Source organism: Streptomyces sp. AC555_RSS877 (genome assembly GCF_019049245.1).
GTDB lineage: Bacteria > Actinomycetota > Actinomycetes > Streptomycetales > Streptomycetaceae > Streptomyces.
The window spans coordinates 1-15,905 of record NZ_JAGMUK010000013.1; the positions used below are offsets into that span (position 1 = coordinate 1).

Annotated in this window: 11 protein-coding genes; 5 read left to right on the forward strand and 6 right to left on the reverse strand. The window is 68.1% G+C overall.

Features of this window, described 5'->3' with window-relative positions:
- The first annotated feature begins 453 nt into the window (after positions 1-453).
- From KUM49_RS05355 to KUM49_RS05370, 4 genes are read left to right on the forward strand one after another with little or no spacing between them, the layout of a single operon-like run.
- Positions 454-837, forward strand: coding sequence for an ankyrin repeat domain-containing protein (locus KUM49_RS05355; RefSeq protein ID WP_217235527.1), 384 nt, complete (start codon positions 454-456; stop codon positions 835-837).
- Between the two features lie 46 nt (positions 838-883).
- Entirely contained in the window at positions 884-1,318 is a 435-nt protein-coding gene (locus KUM49_RS05360) for a hypothetical protein (protein ID WP_217235528.1), read from the forward strand.
- A complete protein-coding gene (locus tag KUM49_RS05365; protein WP_217235529.1) occupies positions 1,315-3,975 on the forward strand; it encodes a DEAD/DEAH box helicase in 2,661 nt (886 codons plus the stop codon). Before KUM49_RS05360 ends, KUM49_RS05365 begins: the two co-directional genes overlap by 4 nt.
- Before the next feature lie 16 nt (positions 3,976-3,991).
- Positions 3,992-4,681 (forward strand): hypothetical protein, encoded by a 690-nt coding sequence (locus KUM49_RS05370; protein ID WP_217235530.1) that lies wholly within the window; start codon positions 3,992-3,994, stop codon positions 4,679-4,681.
- 177 nt (positions 4,682-4,858) lie between these two features.
- Here the strand turns inward: KUM49_RS05370 and KUM49_RS05375 are convergent, their stop codons facing one another.
- The 4 genes from KUM49_RS05375 to KUM49_RS05390 all read right to left on the reverse strand — a co-directional run bounded on the left by KUM49_RS05375 (position 4,859) and on the right by KUM49_RS05390 (position 10,826).
- A complete protein-coding gene (locus KUM49_RS05375) occupies positions 4,859-5,548 on the reverse strand; it encodes a hypothetical protein (RefSeq protein ID WP_217235531.1) in 690 nt (229 codons plus the stop codon).
- A gap of 71 nt (positions 5,549-5,619) precedes the next feature.
- Positions 5,620-6,009 (reverse strand): hypothetical protein, encoded by a 390-nt coding sequence (locus KUM49_RS05380; protein WP_217235532.1) that lies wholly within the window; start codon positions 6,007-6,009, stop codon positions 5,620-5,622.
- Between the two features lie 2,334 nt (positions 6,010-8,343).
- Complete coding sequence (locus KUM49_RS05385) at positions 8,344-8,808, reverse strand: hypothetical protein (protein ID WP_217235533.1); 465 nt, start codon at positions 8,806-8,808, stop codon at positions 8,344-8,346.
- Positions 8,805-10,826, reverse strand: a complete 2,022-nt coding sequence (locus KUM49_RS05390) for a hypothetical protein (RefSeq protein ID WP_217235534.1) — start codon at positions 10,824-10,826, stop codon at positions 8,805-8,807. Before KUM49_RS05390 ends, KUM49_RS05385 begins: the two co-directional genes overlap by 4 nt.
- A 662-nt stretch (positions 10,827-11,488) precedes the next feature.
- Here KUM49_RS05390 and KUM49_RS05395 point away from each other — a divergent pair.
- Complete coding sequence (locus tag KUM49_RS05395) at positions 11,489-13,300, forward strand: SIR2 family protein (protein WP_217235535.1); 1,812 nt, start codon at positions 11,489-11,491, stop codon at positions 13,298-13,300.
- A gap of 223 nt (positions 13,301-13,523) precedes the next feature.
- On the opposite strand, the gene KUM49_RS05400 is transcribed toward KUM49_RS05395, so the two are convergent.
- Positions 13,524-14,363, reverse strand: a complete 840-nt coding sequence (locus KUM49_RS05400; RefSeq protein WP_254400770.1) for a nucleotidyl transferase AbiEii/AbiGii toxin family protein — start codon at positions 14,361-14,363, stop codon at positions 13,524-13,526.
- Positions 14,364-14,521: 158 nt separating this feature from the next.
- The gene (locus tag KUM49_RS05405) at positions 14,522-15,748 is read right to left on the reverse strand and encodes a type IV toxin-antitoxin system AbiEi family antitoxin domain-containing protein (protein WP_217235537.1); all 1,227 of its coding nucleotides are present in this window, start codon (positions 15,746-15,748) and stop codon (positions 14,522-14,524) included.
- Positions 15,749-15,905: the final 157 nt, after the last annotated feature.

Genomic DNA, 15,905 nt, shown 5'->3' on the forward strand with positions numbered 1-15,905 from the left:
GGGTACCACATCGCTGCGCGATGTGCAAGCGAACACCCGCGCTGCGCGCGGGTGTTGCGCTCCCGCTCCGCGTGAGCGCTGGCGGGTGGCTGCGCCACCCGCACACCCTGCTTGCTGCGCAAGCAGGGTGACGACCCGTCCGCTGCGCTCCCGGGTCGGCGGGACTCCGTCCCGATACCAGGCCTCCGCTCCGCTCCAGCCTGGTCGGCGAGTCCGCTGCGCTCCCCCGCCTGACGGTCCTTCCGGCTACGCCTCCAGAACCGTTGGGCCCGCTAACGCGGGCCGGGCTGGCTACGAGGGGAGGGGGTTACTCGTTCGTGTCGGGTTTCAGTGTAGCGTGTGCATCAGGATGATGCAGAATGTAGCGTTGGAGGAAATACGGGACACCCACCAACCACTCGTATCAGGGCCGGTAACTTAGCGGCCTGCGGACTGGACGGGGAGAAAGGCGTTATGGTTTCCGATGCGCTGAAAGCTGTTGATGACGTGGAGCCGTGGACACCCGCGCATCAGGCCGTGGAGATAAGTGACTACGAGACACTCGCCGTGCTCTTGGACTCCGGGGCCGACCCGAACGAGATGTGCTTCGGGCACACGCTGCTGACTCACGCGATCGACCTTGAGGGGGACAGTCACCTGCAGTCGGGGCATCCACTGAACGCGGCCACCACGGCGATCCTGCTGGCGTACGGTGCCGATCCGCGTCTGCCAGCCGCCGATGGGGAGACTCCTCTACAGATCGCCGGGCACTACGACCACGAGCCGGCGCAGCGGCTGCTTCAGCGCTTCCTGGCGCCCACGGCTGTTGAGGCTCCAGGGAGTGCGCGTGGCGAATGATCGGGAACCTTCGGTGCCTTCCCTCCATAGTTCGGGCTGTTCTTACGTGGATGTCTCGATCTATGTGGATGCGGTGGACGGGGCTCGGGTCGTGGCCTGGCTTCAGGGCTCTCTCAACCTCAAGGACAACGGGCCATGCCTGGCCGTCGGGCCGCTATGTGTGTCCGGCGAGTACAACGGCTACGCCACGGGCCGGCGGGCCCACCCCTTCGCCTTCCTTGAATGGCCGACCGTGCTGGAGTGCGAGGCCTCCGCAGGAGCGCCGGCCGATGTGGTGCAGGCCGTCGCGGCCGTGCTCGAAGCACTGTGGCGTGGCGGCTTCAAAGCCGTGGCCGCCTGTGACTTCGAGGACGAGCTGCCCGCACGCGGCGGGGCGGACAGATACCCCTTCCCTCCTGCCTCTGGCAGGTCACCAGCTTCTACTTGCTCGTGGTGGAGGAACCTGATTTCTCCCGGGAAAAGAAGGAGTGGAATTCTGTGATCAGCCTCCGGGAGCATCAGGTAACACAAAAAGCACAAATTCGGGATTGGGTTAGATTCTTTGCAAGATCGTTTGTGCCTGCTCGGGGAGCGCGGGGCATGCTGGTGTCCGCGACCGGATCCGGGAAAACGATCACCGCTGCTGCGTGTGCGCTGGAGTGCTTCCCGGGCGGCCGGAGCCTCGTCACGGTCCCGACCCTGGATCTGCTCGTGCAGACCGCCCAGGCGTGGCGCCTGGTGGGCCACCGCTCCCCTATGGTCGCGGTGTGCTCACTGGAGAACGACCCCGTGCTGAACGAGCTGGGGGTGCGCACCACCACCAACCCGATCCAGCTCGCCCTGTGGGCCGGGCATGGTCCGGTCATCGTGTTCGCCACGTACGCCTCTCTCGTGGACCGCGAGGACTTCGATGACCCGATGGGTCAGGGGCGCGTTCGCGGGCCGCTGGAGGCCGCTCTGGCGGGTGGAGAGCGCCTGTACGGGCAGCGGATGGACGGTTTTTCGCTCGCCATCATCGATGAGGCCCACTCAACCGCAGGCGATCTTGGCAGGCCATGGGCGGCGATCCACGACAACGCCCGCATCCCCGCCGACTTTCGGCTCTATCTCACTGCCACCCCACGCATCCTGGCTTCCCCCCGGCCGCAGAAAGTCGCGGACAGCGAGGAACTCGAGATCGCGTCAATGGGCCAGGACTCGGAAACCTACGGGCCCTGGCTTGCCGAGCTCGGGCTCTCGGAGGCGATCGAGCGCGAGATCCTTGCCGGGTTCGAGATCGACGTCCTGGAGATCCGCGACCCCTCCCCCGTCCTCGGGGAGTCGGAGGAAGCACAGCGAGGCCGGCGCCTCGCTCTGCTGCAGACGGCGCTCCTGGAGCACGCCGCAAGGTGGAACCTGCGCACCGTCATGACGTTCCACCAGAAGGTGGGGGAGGCTGCCGCGTTCGCGGAGAAGCTGCCGAAGACGGCTGCGGAGCTGTACATCAACGACGCCTCCGACGACGACCTGGCGGCCGCGGACCGGCTCCCCGCATCGTCGATCGACGCGGAGTTCTACGAGCTGGAGGCCGGCCGCCACGTACCCCCGGACCGGGTGTGGTCGGCGTGGTTGTGCGGCGACCACCTCGTCAGCGAGCGGCGCGAGGTGCTGCGGCAGTTCGCCAACGGCATCGACGCGGACGGCCGCCGGATCCACCGCGCGTTCCTCGCCAGCGTTCGCGTCCTCGGGGAAGGCGTCGACATCACCGGCGAACGGGGAGTCGAGGCCATCTGCTTCGCCGACACCCGCGGCTCCCAGGTGGAGATCGTGCAGAACATCGGCCGGGCACTCAGATTGAACCGCGACGGCTCCACGAAGGTCGCGCGGATCATCGTGCCGGTCTTCCTGGAGCCCGGCGAGGACCCGACCGACATGGTCGCCTCCGCCAGTTTTCGCCCCCTTGTAGCGGTCCTCCAAGGCCTCCGCAGTCATGATGAACGACTCGTGGAACAGCTCGCCTCCCGTGCCCTCAGCAGCGGGAAGCGCAAGGTGCACATCCAGCGCGACGAGGACGGGCAGATCGTCGAGGTCGACGGCGAGGACCAGGAGAAGGACAACACCGACGCCGCTGCCGAAGCCGCCCTGCTCCACTTCTCCTCTCCCCGCGACGCCGCCACCATCGCGGCTTTCCTGCGCACCCGGGTCTACCGGCCCGAGTCCCTGGTGTGGCTCGAGGGCTACCAGGCCCTGCTGCGCTGGCGGAAGGAGAACGACATCATCGGCCTGTACGCCGTCCCGTACGACACCGAGACGACGGTGGGCGTCACCAAGGACTTCCCGCTGGGCAGGTGGGTTCACCAGCAGCGCAAGGCGCTGCGGGCCGGGAAACTGGAGGAACGGCGCAAGACCCTGCTCGACTTGCCGGAGGCCGGGATGGTGTGGGAGCCGGGTGAAGAGGCTTGGGAGAACAAGCTCGCCGCGCTCAGGTCCTACCGGCGCGCCATGGGGCACCTCGCGCCGCGTCAGGACGCGGTGTGGGGCGAGGGCGAGGGCGAGGCGATGGTGCCCATCGGGCAGCACATGGCCAACCTCCGGCGGAAGAGCGGTCTCGGGAAGGACCCGAAGCGGGCGGAGGCGCGCGCGCAGCAGCTGGCCGCGATCGATGAGGACTGGAACTGCCCCTGGCCACTTGACTGGCAACGCCACTACCGGGTGCTCGCCGACCTGGTCGACGCCGACGGCGTCCTGCCAGCCATCGAACCCGGAGTGCTGATGGACGGCGACGACCTCGGAAAATGGCTCCAGCAGCAGAAACAGCCCGGCACCTGGACACGACTCCTGCCCGAACAGCAGGAACGGCTCACCACACTGGGCATCGCACCGCTCGTGGCACCGACTGCCGCCCCCGCAGCAGCGGCCGGCCGTACGGCGGCGAAGGGCCCGAGCAAGGCGCAACAGGCGTTCCAGCGCGGCCTGACAGCCCTCGCGCAGTGGGTGGAACGGGAAGGCGTCCACCGGCCCGTACCAAGGAGCCACAGCGAACAGATCACACTCGACGGCGAGGCGGAGCCGGTGACCGTGAAGCTGGGCGTATGGGTCTCCAACATCAAGACCCGGCGGGACAAGCTCACGGCGGAGCAGCTGGACGCGCTGCGAGAGCTGGGCATCCAGTGGGCGTGAGCGCGCCTGCCGACTGGTGAGGCGCGGGATCGGGCAGGACGCCGCGCGGATCGAGGAGCTGGCCGGCTGCGGCCTTGCGGGGTTGGCCTACGAGGTGTTCGAGATCGAGCTGATCCGGGAGGCCGAGCCGCGCCTGCTCGGCATGCTCCGCGAGGGCACTCTCGCCCGGCTCGCCGTGAAGCAGTGCAAGAACCGGGGCTGGCAGTTCTTCGTCACGAGGATGAGCGCCTCCCCCGCCCACCGGATCGAGGTCATCGAGACCGGCTTCGATGCGCAGTTCACCGCGCTGAAGACGGCCGTCGACACCAGGGAGGACGACGCCGACGTCACCGACGCCATCGCCGCGCTCCTTGCCAGGGTGGACACCGGCCTCGCCGCCCGCGACGACCTCGGCGTGACGGAGGCGTTCTCCGCGATGGAGGCCGACCTTGACGTCAAGAAGAACGACGTACGGGCCGCCCGGGGGCGCGTACGCCAAGTCGCCCGCCTGCGCCGCGCCCACCGCCGCCGCCAGCTGCGGGAGAAGGACTCCCGGGTCGCGCCGCGCATCGCCTTCTACATCTTCACCGTCATCGGCACGATCGTCTTCGGCATCGCCATCGTGCTGATCCTGATCGGCAACCTCGCCGCGGCCCTCCCGCTGTTCCCCGCCGCCGGCGCCGCCTGGGGCCTGGCCGGCGTCATGACCTGGGCTCTGCGCCGATAACCCTCCTGGGCGACGGGCGTCTGGATCAAGGGAGGTACGTCATCTGTCGAAGGGCGCTCCCGGACCCGCGCGTGTGCTGGGTCCCTGGGCCGATAGAGGGGCGCGGAAGGGGTGAACGCCGGAGGGCTCCCGCCGCTGGGTGCGGTGGGAGCCCTCCGGCGTGCGAGGTGGTCGGGGTCAGTCCTCTCGTCGTACGACGGTGCGCATGGGGCGCGGCCGGATGACGCGCCGGGTGGCGGAGTGCTGCAGGGACTTGGCGGTGATCTTCTCGCGCCGGCGGCCGGCGTCCAGGACGCGGCGGGCCTCGAGCCACTCGTCGTACTCGGGGTCCCTGGGGTTCATGAGGAGGCCGGCGAGGATGCCCTCGACCGCGTCCTCGGTGGGCAGGATCTTGCCGCTGAGGGCGTCCGAGATCGTGCTCTGGGAGATGGGGACGCCTGCCTCGCGTGCGCGGGAGACCATCAACTTGTAGGGGGGGTTGCCCTCCCACAGGCGCAAGTCGCCCAGCGCGATGGCGTATTCGGCCTGGTTCACGACGTGGGTGGGTCGCAGGCGCTGGTAGCGGGCGCGCTGGGTGCGGTCGGCAGGGACACCGGCGACCTGGCGCTGCCGCTCGTTGGCGTACATCTCCCACATGGGGCGCCACTGGTTGGGGTCCTCGCCGAAGGCGGTGAGGTACTCCACCATGGTCTGCCAGGACGGGCAGCGGTTGGGGTCGGTGGCCCGGGACAGGGTCGCCGTCGACAGGCCGGTGAGCTTGCTGGCCTCCTTGAGGGTGAGGTCTTCGGGGCGCAGGGCGGCGAGTTCTTTGGCGAGCCGGGCGAACTTGCCGGTGATCTTGGTGTGGTCGCGCCTGGGACGTGCCATGGTCGTTCCTCCCTTGAACCGGGAGTGCGGGAGGCAGACGCACCGTAGGGTGCGCCTGCCTCCCGCACGTCTCAGTTCGCCCCTGCGGGCTGGTCGCCGGCCGGGGCCTGGGTGGAAGGGGGGACGCGCTCGTCCGGCGTGAGGACCGGGTGCTGGGCCTCGTGGCGGCGCCGGCGGCGGGCGCGGCGGTCGGCGATCGCGTAGGCGGCGACGGTGGCCGCGGCGCTGGTCTTGCCCGCTGCGACGGTGACGGCCGTGGCCGTGCTCGTGTCGACGCCGGCGTGGATCAGGCCGAGCGCGGAGGCGCCGGCGAGGGCGAAGGAGCCGGCCGCGATGCCGATCTTGGTGATGATGCCGGGGATGCGGTTACCGGTGAATCCGAAACCGGTGTGCGCGGGTGCGTCTATAACGCAGCCCCCGGCGGGGGAAAGGGGGCGGAGCCCGCTCCAGTTGATGATCATTTTCGGTGCCTCCCTTAGGCGCCTTACTCTCTGGTGACCCGGACGCTTCCCGTCCGTTTTCTTGCTGCACGCCGGATTGCCCTCCGGCGCAATAAAAGAATCGCACGGCCGTATACAGGACGACAAGTTCCTCTTGCAGCAGTCCGGAATAATGCGGCGAGTGATCATCGCCAGCGGTATTGATCTTGGTCGGATTCATGGCCAATGCTTTTTTTCTTGACGTCCGTTCAAAACCTGGATCCGGAGATCCTGGTTGACCAGGACTCGAAAGTATGCGCAGGTCAGAGGGTAAGCGGAGTAGTAAAATCCGATTAATCCGCTGCTTCTGAAAGCTGGGTAAAGTTCAGTTCGAGTGGATCGAAATGTGGGAAGTAGGCGACGCATAAAGCCGGGGCGCCGAATCTCCCACACTCGGATCCTGTCAACTCCTGCACCCCTCGCCGGGAAGGCGCCACACTCATTCGGGCGCGGCATTGAGGCCGAACTAATTCCCCTCACCAGCAGAGATTTATTTTCTTGTTTTTCCATGAAAAATGAGCCATGGAAAATCCGAGTTTTCGCAGGTCAAGCCGATTCCCGGAATCAGTTTTTTCACGGCGTTCGAGTTTGTCCGAAATTGAGGTCTCACCTTGCAACGAATCCTTGACTGGCCCAGCCTTGAGACCACGAACTGCCAGGAGCGCCCGCTCCCGAAGGTTCGCCCTCAGGCGCCTTACTCGACCCGGACAGGCGCCCGTCCACCTGGCCATTGCCCTGGCCACGGCCGCGGTGCGCAGCCTCGCTGTGTGCCGCTCCGACTTGAGAACCGTTCAGCAGCAATCCGCCCCGCACAGAGCGCCAGCCGGCGCACCGCGACAGCCGAAGGAGGACAGCGGCATGGAGACACCAACCGCCCTGATCACAGTGGTCGTACTGGCAGCCACCGCTCACAGCGTCCTTCTGCCCGCCGCGCACCCCTCACCGGGCACCCGGCTGTCCCGCGCAGGCGCCACCCGGCGGCCCTTGCCCTCCCCCGGCTGGTCCGGGCCAGGACGAGGACGACGCCGGTGGCCTGAGCAGCTCCACCCCGGGAGCGGCCCCCGCCAACGGCCCAGCCAGCCATAGCGCGCCAGTCCGCGAAGGCCGCTTCCTGCCGCCGGCGGACACTCTGCTGAACCACCCCCGGCTGCCCCCACCACGGACAGCCACCCGCCCGGCCACCACAGCGCCACGCTGCCAGGCCCCGGCCAAGGCCCGTGAAAAGACAGCCGGGCCAGCCCCCGGCTGCGCCGCACGGGCCGCACCACCTGCCTTGCGGGGCAGATTTCCTGGGCGCACCAACACCGGCCGCAATGCCCCCCGCAGGCCACGCCCCCGGCGTCTGCCCGCGCCCGAGCCTCAGGACGCACCTGCGCCAAGGCACCAGCCCACGTCTCCTGCCGCGGCCCTGGCGCGCCGCCCCACCCCCGGCAGCACTCCCGCCGGTTACAAGGGCTCCTGGCGGCCACTGAGGGCCTCTCAGGCCAGTTTCCGGAGCCTTCCTCCGAAGAGAAGCCTCTGCAGGCATCCGCTTCCCCGGCGAGCTCCCTCGCATGCAGCGCCTGGCGCTCAGCCGCCCTCCCCCGGCCGCCGCTTCCTGCCCGGCCGGTTTGCTGCTCAGCACCAAAAAACGGGACCCACCGGGCCTGTTATGACAACGCCCTGGTCCAGCCCCGCTCCCCGCACGCCCTCACACAGCCCAGAAACGGGCTCAGAGCTCACGTCAGCCCGCACCGGCCAAGGCTGCACAAGACGCCTCGCCCACCGTCCCCGCAGCTACCTTCCCACGGGCCGCTGAGCCAGCAGCGCCTCCAGCTGGCGTCCTGCCTGCCCCGCCACCCAGGCCCCGTTCCCGTCACGTGACGCCGCCGGTGTGCCCTCTGCCGCCACCCCGCAGCCCTCTCACATCAGCCTAGAAGCGACTACACGCCTTCAGAGACAGCCCGCATGCTGTCAACGGCCGCCTCGCACACACCCGTTGCCCCGGGCCGGCAATCGTCTCCAACTGGCTACTCGCTTCCTCAGCGACCCATTTCCCTTTCCCCGTCATCCGCTTTCCCGGCCGGGCACCGGACCGCTGCACCGCTCAGTTCTTCCACAACGTTCGGACACCTTCACCCGAAACCGGCAACGCTCTCCCGCCTCCCCTCGACGCCTTCTGCCCGGCAGCCGGCTCTCGCCGAGCCGGCTCGGTACACGGCAGCGGCAGGTACGTCCGGGCGTGGCACGGCCAACGGCCGCTAGAGGCAGGCAAGGGGAAGCCGGAAGTCGATCTCTGCGTGCCGCCCCTTCACTGCGCCGGCTGCGTTTACGAGATCACGTTGCCCTGGGGCGCGGAATCCACGCCGGTCGTCCGGGGACGGCTGGCAGCCTCGTGTTGTCCAGCGGGTCAAGGGCCCGTCCCGCCCGGCCCTCACAGCGGCGCAGCGCTGCCTGGGTGATCGAGGTCGACAGGGTGATCAGCGCCAGATGCGTCCAGGTGGCTTCCCGCTCGGGGTGCTCAGTGAAGTGCTCACGCAGCCGGGCGGCGATGGCCGGGCCCGTGCGGTGGACGCTGCCGACGTACAGGACGGTGCGTGCGGCGGTGCAGGGCAGGTAAATGCCGGTGCGGACGTTCGACCAGTGGCCGTGACGGGTCACCTCAGTGGTCGGCACGATGAGCGGGTTGGCAACGCCGCGCACGATGCCGCCGGTGGCGGACTCGATGCACATCAGCGCATCCAGGTGGTCGGCGATGTCGGATGTGAGTTCGACGGGTCGGCGGGCGATCAGGCTGCTCACAGGTCAGCCCCGGTGGTGTCGGCGTCGCTGTAGGCGAGGTCAGGGCTGGAGCTCTGCCCGAGGATCTCGTGGCGCATCTCCCAGTTGCGCAGAAGCTTGACCGCGTTCTCCAGGTCTTCGGCGATCGTGCTGTGCGGGTCCTTCCAGCCGCGCTGCTGGATGACGGTGGCCGTCGCGCCGTCGTCGCGGCGCTGCTCCATGGTTTCCAGGCGGGTGGTGACGGCGGCCACCTCGCGGCGCAGCTCGTCGCCATCCTCGGTGAGCATCGCGGACGCGGACGGGTCCTCGATCGGGTCGTCCGGGGTGAGCGCGAGCGCCCGAAGGCCCAGGGCGGTCATCGTCTCGGCGGTCGGCGGGGGCGTGGACTGGTCGGTGGCGCTCTGGGTCTTTTCCAGGCGCCGCACTGGGTGGCTGCGGCGCCCGTCGAAGATGGCCTGAGCGAGCTGTTCCAGGCCCTGGCGGGTGGCGGCGAGGGAGGCCAGCAGCTGGCCGGGCTCTTGGCCCTCGCCCTTTCCGGCGCCAAGGGCGCTGCGCTCCAGCAGGACGGTGTCGCCGGTGCCGCAGGTTAGGTAGAACGCGCCGCGCAGCGCAATCTGCTGGGTAGCGGGCCCCATCGGGGGGATCGCCGTGTTGCCCCTCGCGCGGTGGAGCCTGGCGTCGGCGAGCTCGGAGCGGGCGTCCACGAGGATCTCGTCGATGGGCCTGGTGTCGACTCCCATGTCGCGCAGGCCCTTGGCGTTCAGGGCGCGCTCTAGGGCGGACTGACGGCCAGCGTGGCCGGGGACGGCGCGGGCGATGACAGCGGCGGCGAGGAAGCTGCGGGCCCGGGTGCGGTCGCGGCCGAACACGCCACGTGTGCGCAGCGCGGCGGTGATGTGTCGGTCGCCGGTGGTGTCCGGGTCCAAGAGGAGGGTGGCGGCGCCGAGGGCAGCGATGTCGTCGCGGTGCGCAATGTGGGTGGGGATCTCGGTGGGGTTGTCGAGCCAGCGGCGGGTCTCGGCGGCGTCGATGCCGGGGTGGGTCTTCAGGTAGCCCTTGGCCTGGAGGCTGTCGAGGACAGCCTCGGCCCGAATTTGCCAGGCGGTGTCGGAGCTGAAGGGGGTGGGCTGTTCGATGTGATGCTGCGCGACGATGCGACGCCTGGCCTCGACGAGGGAGACGTCCTTGACCTTGAGAACGATCTTGGTGGCGGGCATGACCGCGCGCACGAGCATGAGGCGTTCGCGCTCGTTGATCGGCGAGGGCTTGGGGGCGGTGATCTTCCCGGCAATGGTGAGGAGGCTGGCGCGGTGCTTCTGGAGGGGGTGCTCGCGCAGCTCGGTGGCGTTGGTGGGGACCTTCTCCAGGGCGGAGAGGACCTTGGAGGCGGTCATGCCCTCCTTCTCCTGGACGAAGTAGGTGCGGCCGTAGCAATCGCCTGTCTCCAGGCCGCCGATCGGCACGCGGCCGGGGAAGCGCAGCAGGGCGGGGAACAGCGTGCCACCGATGCGGATGCCGTGCGCGCAGATGTCCGCGCCGTACTTGTTCTTCAGCTCGATCTCCGCGTCGATCAGCTTGATCTGGTCGAAGAAGAAGGCCGCGGCCTTCTCCTTGTCCAGGCCCAGCTGGGGATCGGCCAGGTCGAGCATGCACGCGGCGGTGCCGTTCTCGGTGTACGTGGTGTAGCGGGGCATCTTGAATCCGCCGGCCCAGCGCTGCTCGTCCATGCGCAGGTTCTCCGGGGCGCGCACGAGGCCGGCCACCAGGACGTCGATGTGGATCGACTCGGCGATGACGCCGGGGGCAAGCAGCTCGGGGCGGCGTCGCTTGAGCTGCTCCAGCATGTGCTGGGGGTTCGCGGCCAGCAGCGGGGTGGTTGAGGCCACCTCCGGGGGGAAGCCGGCACTGATCAGGGCCTCGCGCAGGGCCTTGTGCTGTGCCCACGACAGGGGTGTGATCTGCGCGGCGCGAAGGTGGAGTTCGGCGTCGTCGGAGATGGTGTCGTTGACCGTGAGGTCGGGCGTGTGGGTTTGGTTCACCGGTGTCTTCCCGGGGTGGGGGCGTGCAGGTCGAGCACGCCGATGAAGGCGTGCGATCAACGCACGGGCAACGGTGCCCCGGACGTTCCCAACCTCGCGGTCCCGGGGATCGGGCCGGTCGGTCGGAGCGCGCTCAGGCCCGGCCCCAGGGTTCGGCAGCCACGGCAGGACCGTGCTGTTCTCGTCGCTGCGTAAACAGGATTCACGCGGCGGCGCCCTAGGTGTTCCCGACGAACTATCGCCATCTGATAGGACGGTAACAGATCGTCAGTTTCGGTACACACGGTCAACGCAGCAGGCCGGAATCAGCTCTTGGGGACCGTCCACGCCCACCTCAGCGCTGGGGACGGTCCCGACGGGGGCGATGGAATCCTTACTGTGCAGACGAAATGCTTTCTGCTGTCCGGCAGACCAAACCGTGTGGATGGGCGAACCCATGGAGAATCCCACGGGTCGCAGCGCTCACCGTTCCAGTCCGCTGGCTGCACCCCATGGACACGCCCGTCTCCGGCGGTCACCACGGCGCCTCGCCGATTTCGGTGAGGCGATCACCCACCCGCATTATCGTCACAGTGACGAAATTATGGAGTAGAGTGAACTGCGGTACGCGGGCAGTGCTTCCGCCGCTTGGGGGCGGTGTGCCCGCTGAAAGGAGGGGTGACGTGGTGACGAAGCAGGCCGCAGGGCAGAGCAACGCGCCGGTGCCGGGCACCGGCGGTGTTCTCGATCCTCGAATGTCCCTGGCCCTGAACGTCCACACCTGCCCTGGGGTGTACACGGTGCTGCTGGGCGCCGGCATCTCCATGGCGTCCGGCATCAAGACCGGCTGGGGCATCGTCCAGGACCTGGTCAGCAAGGTCGCGGTCCTGCACGCCCCGGACACACCCAATGCCGGCGACGAAGCCGCGGCAGATCCGGAAGGCTGGTGGCAGGAGCAGTTCGGCGAGCAGCTGGGCTACTCGCGACTGCTCGCCGAGACGGCCCCCACTGCTGCGGCACGACAGGCGCTGCTGGCCGGCTATTTCGAACCCGAGGACGGCGAGGACACCGTCAAGCAGCCCACCGCGGCGCACCGGGCGATCGCCCGACTGGTGAAGAAGGGGAACATCAGGGTCATCCTGACGACCAACTTCGACCGCCTCATGGAGCGCGCCTTGGAGGAGGTCGGCATCTCCCCCCAGGTGGTCCGCGACCACCAGATCGACAGCATGAAACCCCTCGTGCACAGCCAGGTCACGGTCATCAAGCTGCACGGCGACTACGCCGACCTGGAACAGCGCAACACCGTGGACGAACTGGAGGAATACCCCAGTGCACAGCAGGGTCTGCTGGAGCGTGTGCTGGACGAGTACGGACTGATCGTGTGCGGCTGGTCAGCAGACTGGGACAGGGCCCTCGTCAGGGCCGTGGAAGGGACCCGGTCCCGGCGTTATCCGATGTACTGGGGACAGTTCGGCCGGATGAGCGAGCCCGCCCGGCGGCTGGTCGCGCAGCACTCTGCCGCCGTCATCGGCGGCGTGACCGCGGACGACCTCTTCACCGACCTCGAGCGCAGGGTGGAGGCGCTGGACCGGATGACCGCCGCTCCGGTAACCCGGGACACGGCCGTCGCCCAACTCAAGCGTTTCCTCCCCGACCCTGTCCGACGTATCGAGATCCACGACCTGATCGAGCAGAGCGTCTCCCTCGTCGCCAACAACGCTGGCCAGGACCGGTATCCGCTGACCGGCAATGTCTTCGCGCAGAGCATCCGCCGCTACCGCGCCGACTGCGACACTCTGCTGCACCTGCTGGCCAACGGCGTTTTCCACGACGACGGCACCTACAACGGCCTGTGGCAGCGCGTTGTCGAGCGACTGAACCGGCTGCGCGACCGCAATATCAACGGCCACACCGAGGATCTCGAGAAGCTACGGCAGTACCCGGCCCTGCTCGCCACCTTCACCATGGGCATCGCTGCGGTCCTCAGCCATCGCGAGGGACTCCTCGCTCGCATCCTCAGTCAGCCACTGTGGACGCCCCCCTTCTCCAGCAACCAACGCCAGGCCCCGGCCGTTTATCTCAACCCGCTGCGCGTCATCTACGGATCGATCACTGAGGTCTGCAGCCCCGAGGGCGGCGGCAGGTACTACTACCCGCAGAGTCACTGGCTCGGCGACGAGTTGCGTGAGCCGTTCCTCCTCGTGGAACCGGACGACGAGGCCTATCAGGCGGCGTTCCACCGCTTCGAGTTCCTCGCCTCCCTGATCGCCATGGACACCGAGCCCGAGTTCTATGCGAACCCGTGGTCCGGCGAGTTCCTTCTGGACTCGTCCTGGGGGCACGAAGACGTCGGCCTGGCCTCGGACATTGCACGGGAGATCAACGAATCCTGGCCGCTCCTCCAGGCCGGCGCCTTCGACGGAGAGGTCGAACGGGCAGAGAAGGCGTTCAAGGCACTCGTGGAGTTCCGCTCCAAGAACCCTCGTTGGTGACTTCGTGCCCGGGTGGGCGTCGCCGTCCCCCGAGGACGTCTGGCAATTTCGAGTCCGAAACCTGTGCGACTGCCGACTCGCTACACGTTGGGGGTCCGGCCGGGGAGTCCCCGGCCGGACCCCCACACTGCGTTCCTGGTGCTTGCGCCCGCCCCGGTCGGCTGCCGGCTCTCGGTAGACATCCGGGAATATGGAGGAAGGCAGTCTTCCGTGTCAGCGGTGTCTATGCCCAGGTGCCGTGGTGTGGGTCCCAGGTTCCTTGGGCTGTGTTGTTGAGCATGGGGTTGATGAATGCGGTGGCGGCCTGTTCCGCTTCGGCGAAGGTGCCGCAGCCCTGGAGGCCGACGACCAGGGCGGCCTGCTTGGGGTAACCGGCGTGCCAGTCGGGGCCCGGTGCCTCGAAGACGGCAGGAAGCACCACGGGGGTGCCGTTCTGTCGTCGGCGTTCGGCTTCACGGTGCAAAGCCTGGGCGACGGCCTGTCCGGGGATGGCCTCCTGCTGGCTGATCAGGAGGAGGTCGGCCAGGTCGCGGTACCGGTTGGAGCCGTGCTGGGCGTTCTCGCCGTGGCGCTCGTACATGGCGCAGATCTTGTCGGCGACATGGTCGATGACGGGATACAGGCGGACATCGGGCCAGTCCACAGGCCATTCGATGTCGACGGCGGACTTCAGGGTGCGTGTCTCCGGGGTGCCGGAGAGGGTGCGGCCCACGACGAGGTCGACCTTGATGTCGGCTACTTCGGCTGTCCCGCAGAAGACCTTGAAGTGCTGTGCGCAGCCGCGGCCTTCGTCACTATGATTTTCGAACTTGGTCGGGGTGTAGCGGAGGTAGTCCCCCAGATCCAGCGAGGCGGCCTCGATCACCAGTTGCCGGGCTTCGTCGGCGCTGCGCTCGGGGTGAGCGCTTTGCAGGTCGATGTCCTGGCTGAGGCGGGCGGCGCCGCGGTAGCGGACCAGCAGGGCCTGGCCGCCTTTGATGAGCCAGCCGTCGGGTTCTTTGGTGAAGACGCGGGCCGCGAGCCGGTTGAAGTAGAAGATCTTCATGAGGTCGGAGACGCTCATGCCGGTCTTTTTGGACATGGTCAGTGCGGCTTGTTTCAAGGCCGCTCGGAACGCTGTCGGGCTCGTGTAGGTCTTGCCCATGGATCGCCCCCTGGCGTGCTGCTTCAAGTCTGCCGACTTTACGCCCGGGTTGATCATCCTTCAGGTCTTTGGGCGGGTCAGTCCGTCTCTTCTGCCTCGGGCCGGCCCTCGGCTGACTCACTGTCCGGCGTGCTCTGCGGAGTGGGGGACGATGCCGACTGCTGGGATGCAGCGACGGAACGGGACGCGCTTTCTAGAGCCTTGTGAATCGAAGGTGGCAGGGCTCCGGCCTGCCGGAGGTCGAGCTGGTTCAGCGCACGCAGTGCCTCGGCCAGGGCCGGGTTTTGCATGTTCAGCTTCGACCGCCGGTCGAAGTCCTGGAGGGGCTTAAGCAGCATGCCGATTCCTGCGAGTGTCTCGGCCAGGGCCGGGTTTTGCATGTTCAGCTTCAGTCGCCGGTCGATGTCCTGGAGGGTCTTACGCAGCCCGGCAAATCCTGTGACGTTGGGATAGGCGTGCGGGAGACCGCTCAGGTCGGCCACGTCGATGTTGCGGAGGAGCGCGGCGGTTTCGTTGTGCAGGTCCTTGACCGGGCGGGAGCGGCTCGGGGTGTGCTGAGCCAGGTAGGTCGCAAGGTCGGGGTGTTCGGCCAAGAGGTGGACGGCCGCATCGAAGCCTTCCCGGCTGGCCCGGTCGACTTCCTGGCGGCGCAGGCTTTCACCCGCCTGTTCCACAAGGTGCTCGATGAGCTCGCGTCCGGTGGCGGTGGCTTTGAGGCCGAACTTGCGGGCGTAGGGCTGCACGCGTTCGGCGAGGTCGTCGAGGGCGACCAGGTCGCGGCGTTCTGCTTCGGCGATGACCCCGCCGATGTGGCCGCCGTCGGCTTTGGCTTGGAGCAGGTCGGTGATGGTGCGGGTGACGGTGGTGACGGGCAGGCCGTCGACCACCGTGACCTCCGAAGACTCCAGCGGCGCGGTGCGCAGACGGACGAACGGCTCGTTCGTGACCCGCCTGCGCGGCACGGTGATCTCCACGTCCGGGGCGGGGATGTCGCCCAGTTCATGGAGCTGACAGGCCGAGGAGTGGGAGACGACGCCGGAGTCCGGGTGGCCTATGGGGCGGTCCCAGGCGAAGGCCTTGGGCTGCAGGCGCAGCCATGCGGCCTTGGTCTCCACGTGGCGGGGCGTGCCGCCGGCAGTCAGTAGGTAGACACCGCGGCTGACGTTCTCCAGCAGGCCAGCTTCGGTCAGCCGCAGCAACTGCACGGCGTTCAGGCCGATCTCTTTGGCCTGGGCGGTGGTGACCAGACCCCATTGGTCCGCCGCGGCCCCGGAGAGCGCAGCAAGCTGTTCAGCACGGTCCATACAAAGACAGTTACACAGTTTGACAGAGATAGTTACTCCTAAGCGTAACTATCTCTGCGCAGACTGCGGGAGAGGGTGTAATTTTCTCTGCTTTTCAGGGAAACGAGTCCAGTGGCAGGGCCGAGACCGCCGCTGGCGGCGGCCGCGGCATCGCGAG

Bases quoted from the DNA above. Each gene is read 5' to 3' on its own strand.
- KUM49_RS05355 (WP_217235527.1), top strand. From the start codon at position 454: ATGGTTTCCGATGCGCTGAAAGCTGTTGATGACGTGGAGCCGTGGACA.
- KUM49_RS05375 (WP_217235531.1), bottom strand. From the start codon at position 5,548: ATGGCACGTCCCAGGCGCGACCACACCAAGATCACCGGCAAGTTCGCC.
- KUM49_RS05380 (WP_217235532.1), bottom strand. From the start codon at position 6,009: ATGATCATCAACTGGAGCGGGCTCCGCCCCCTTTCCCCCGCCGGGGGC.
- KUM49_RS05400 (WP_254400770.1), bottom strand. From the start codon at position 14,363: ATGAGCGTCTCCGACCTCATGAAGATCTTCTACTTCAACCGGCTCGCG.
- KUM49_RS05405 (WP_217235537.1), bottom strand. From the start codon at position 15,748: ATGGACCGTGCTGAACAGCTTGCTGCGCTCTCCGGGGCCGCGGCGGAC.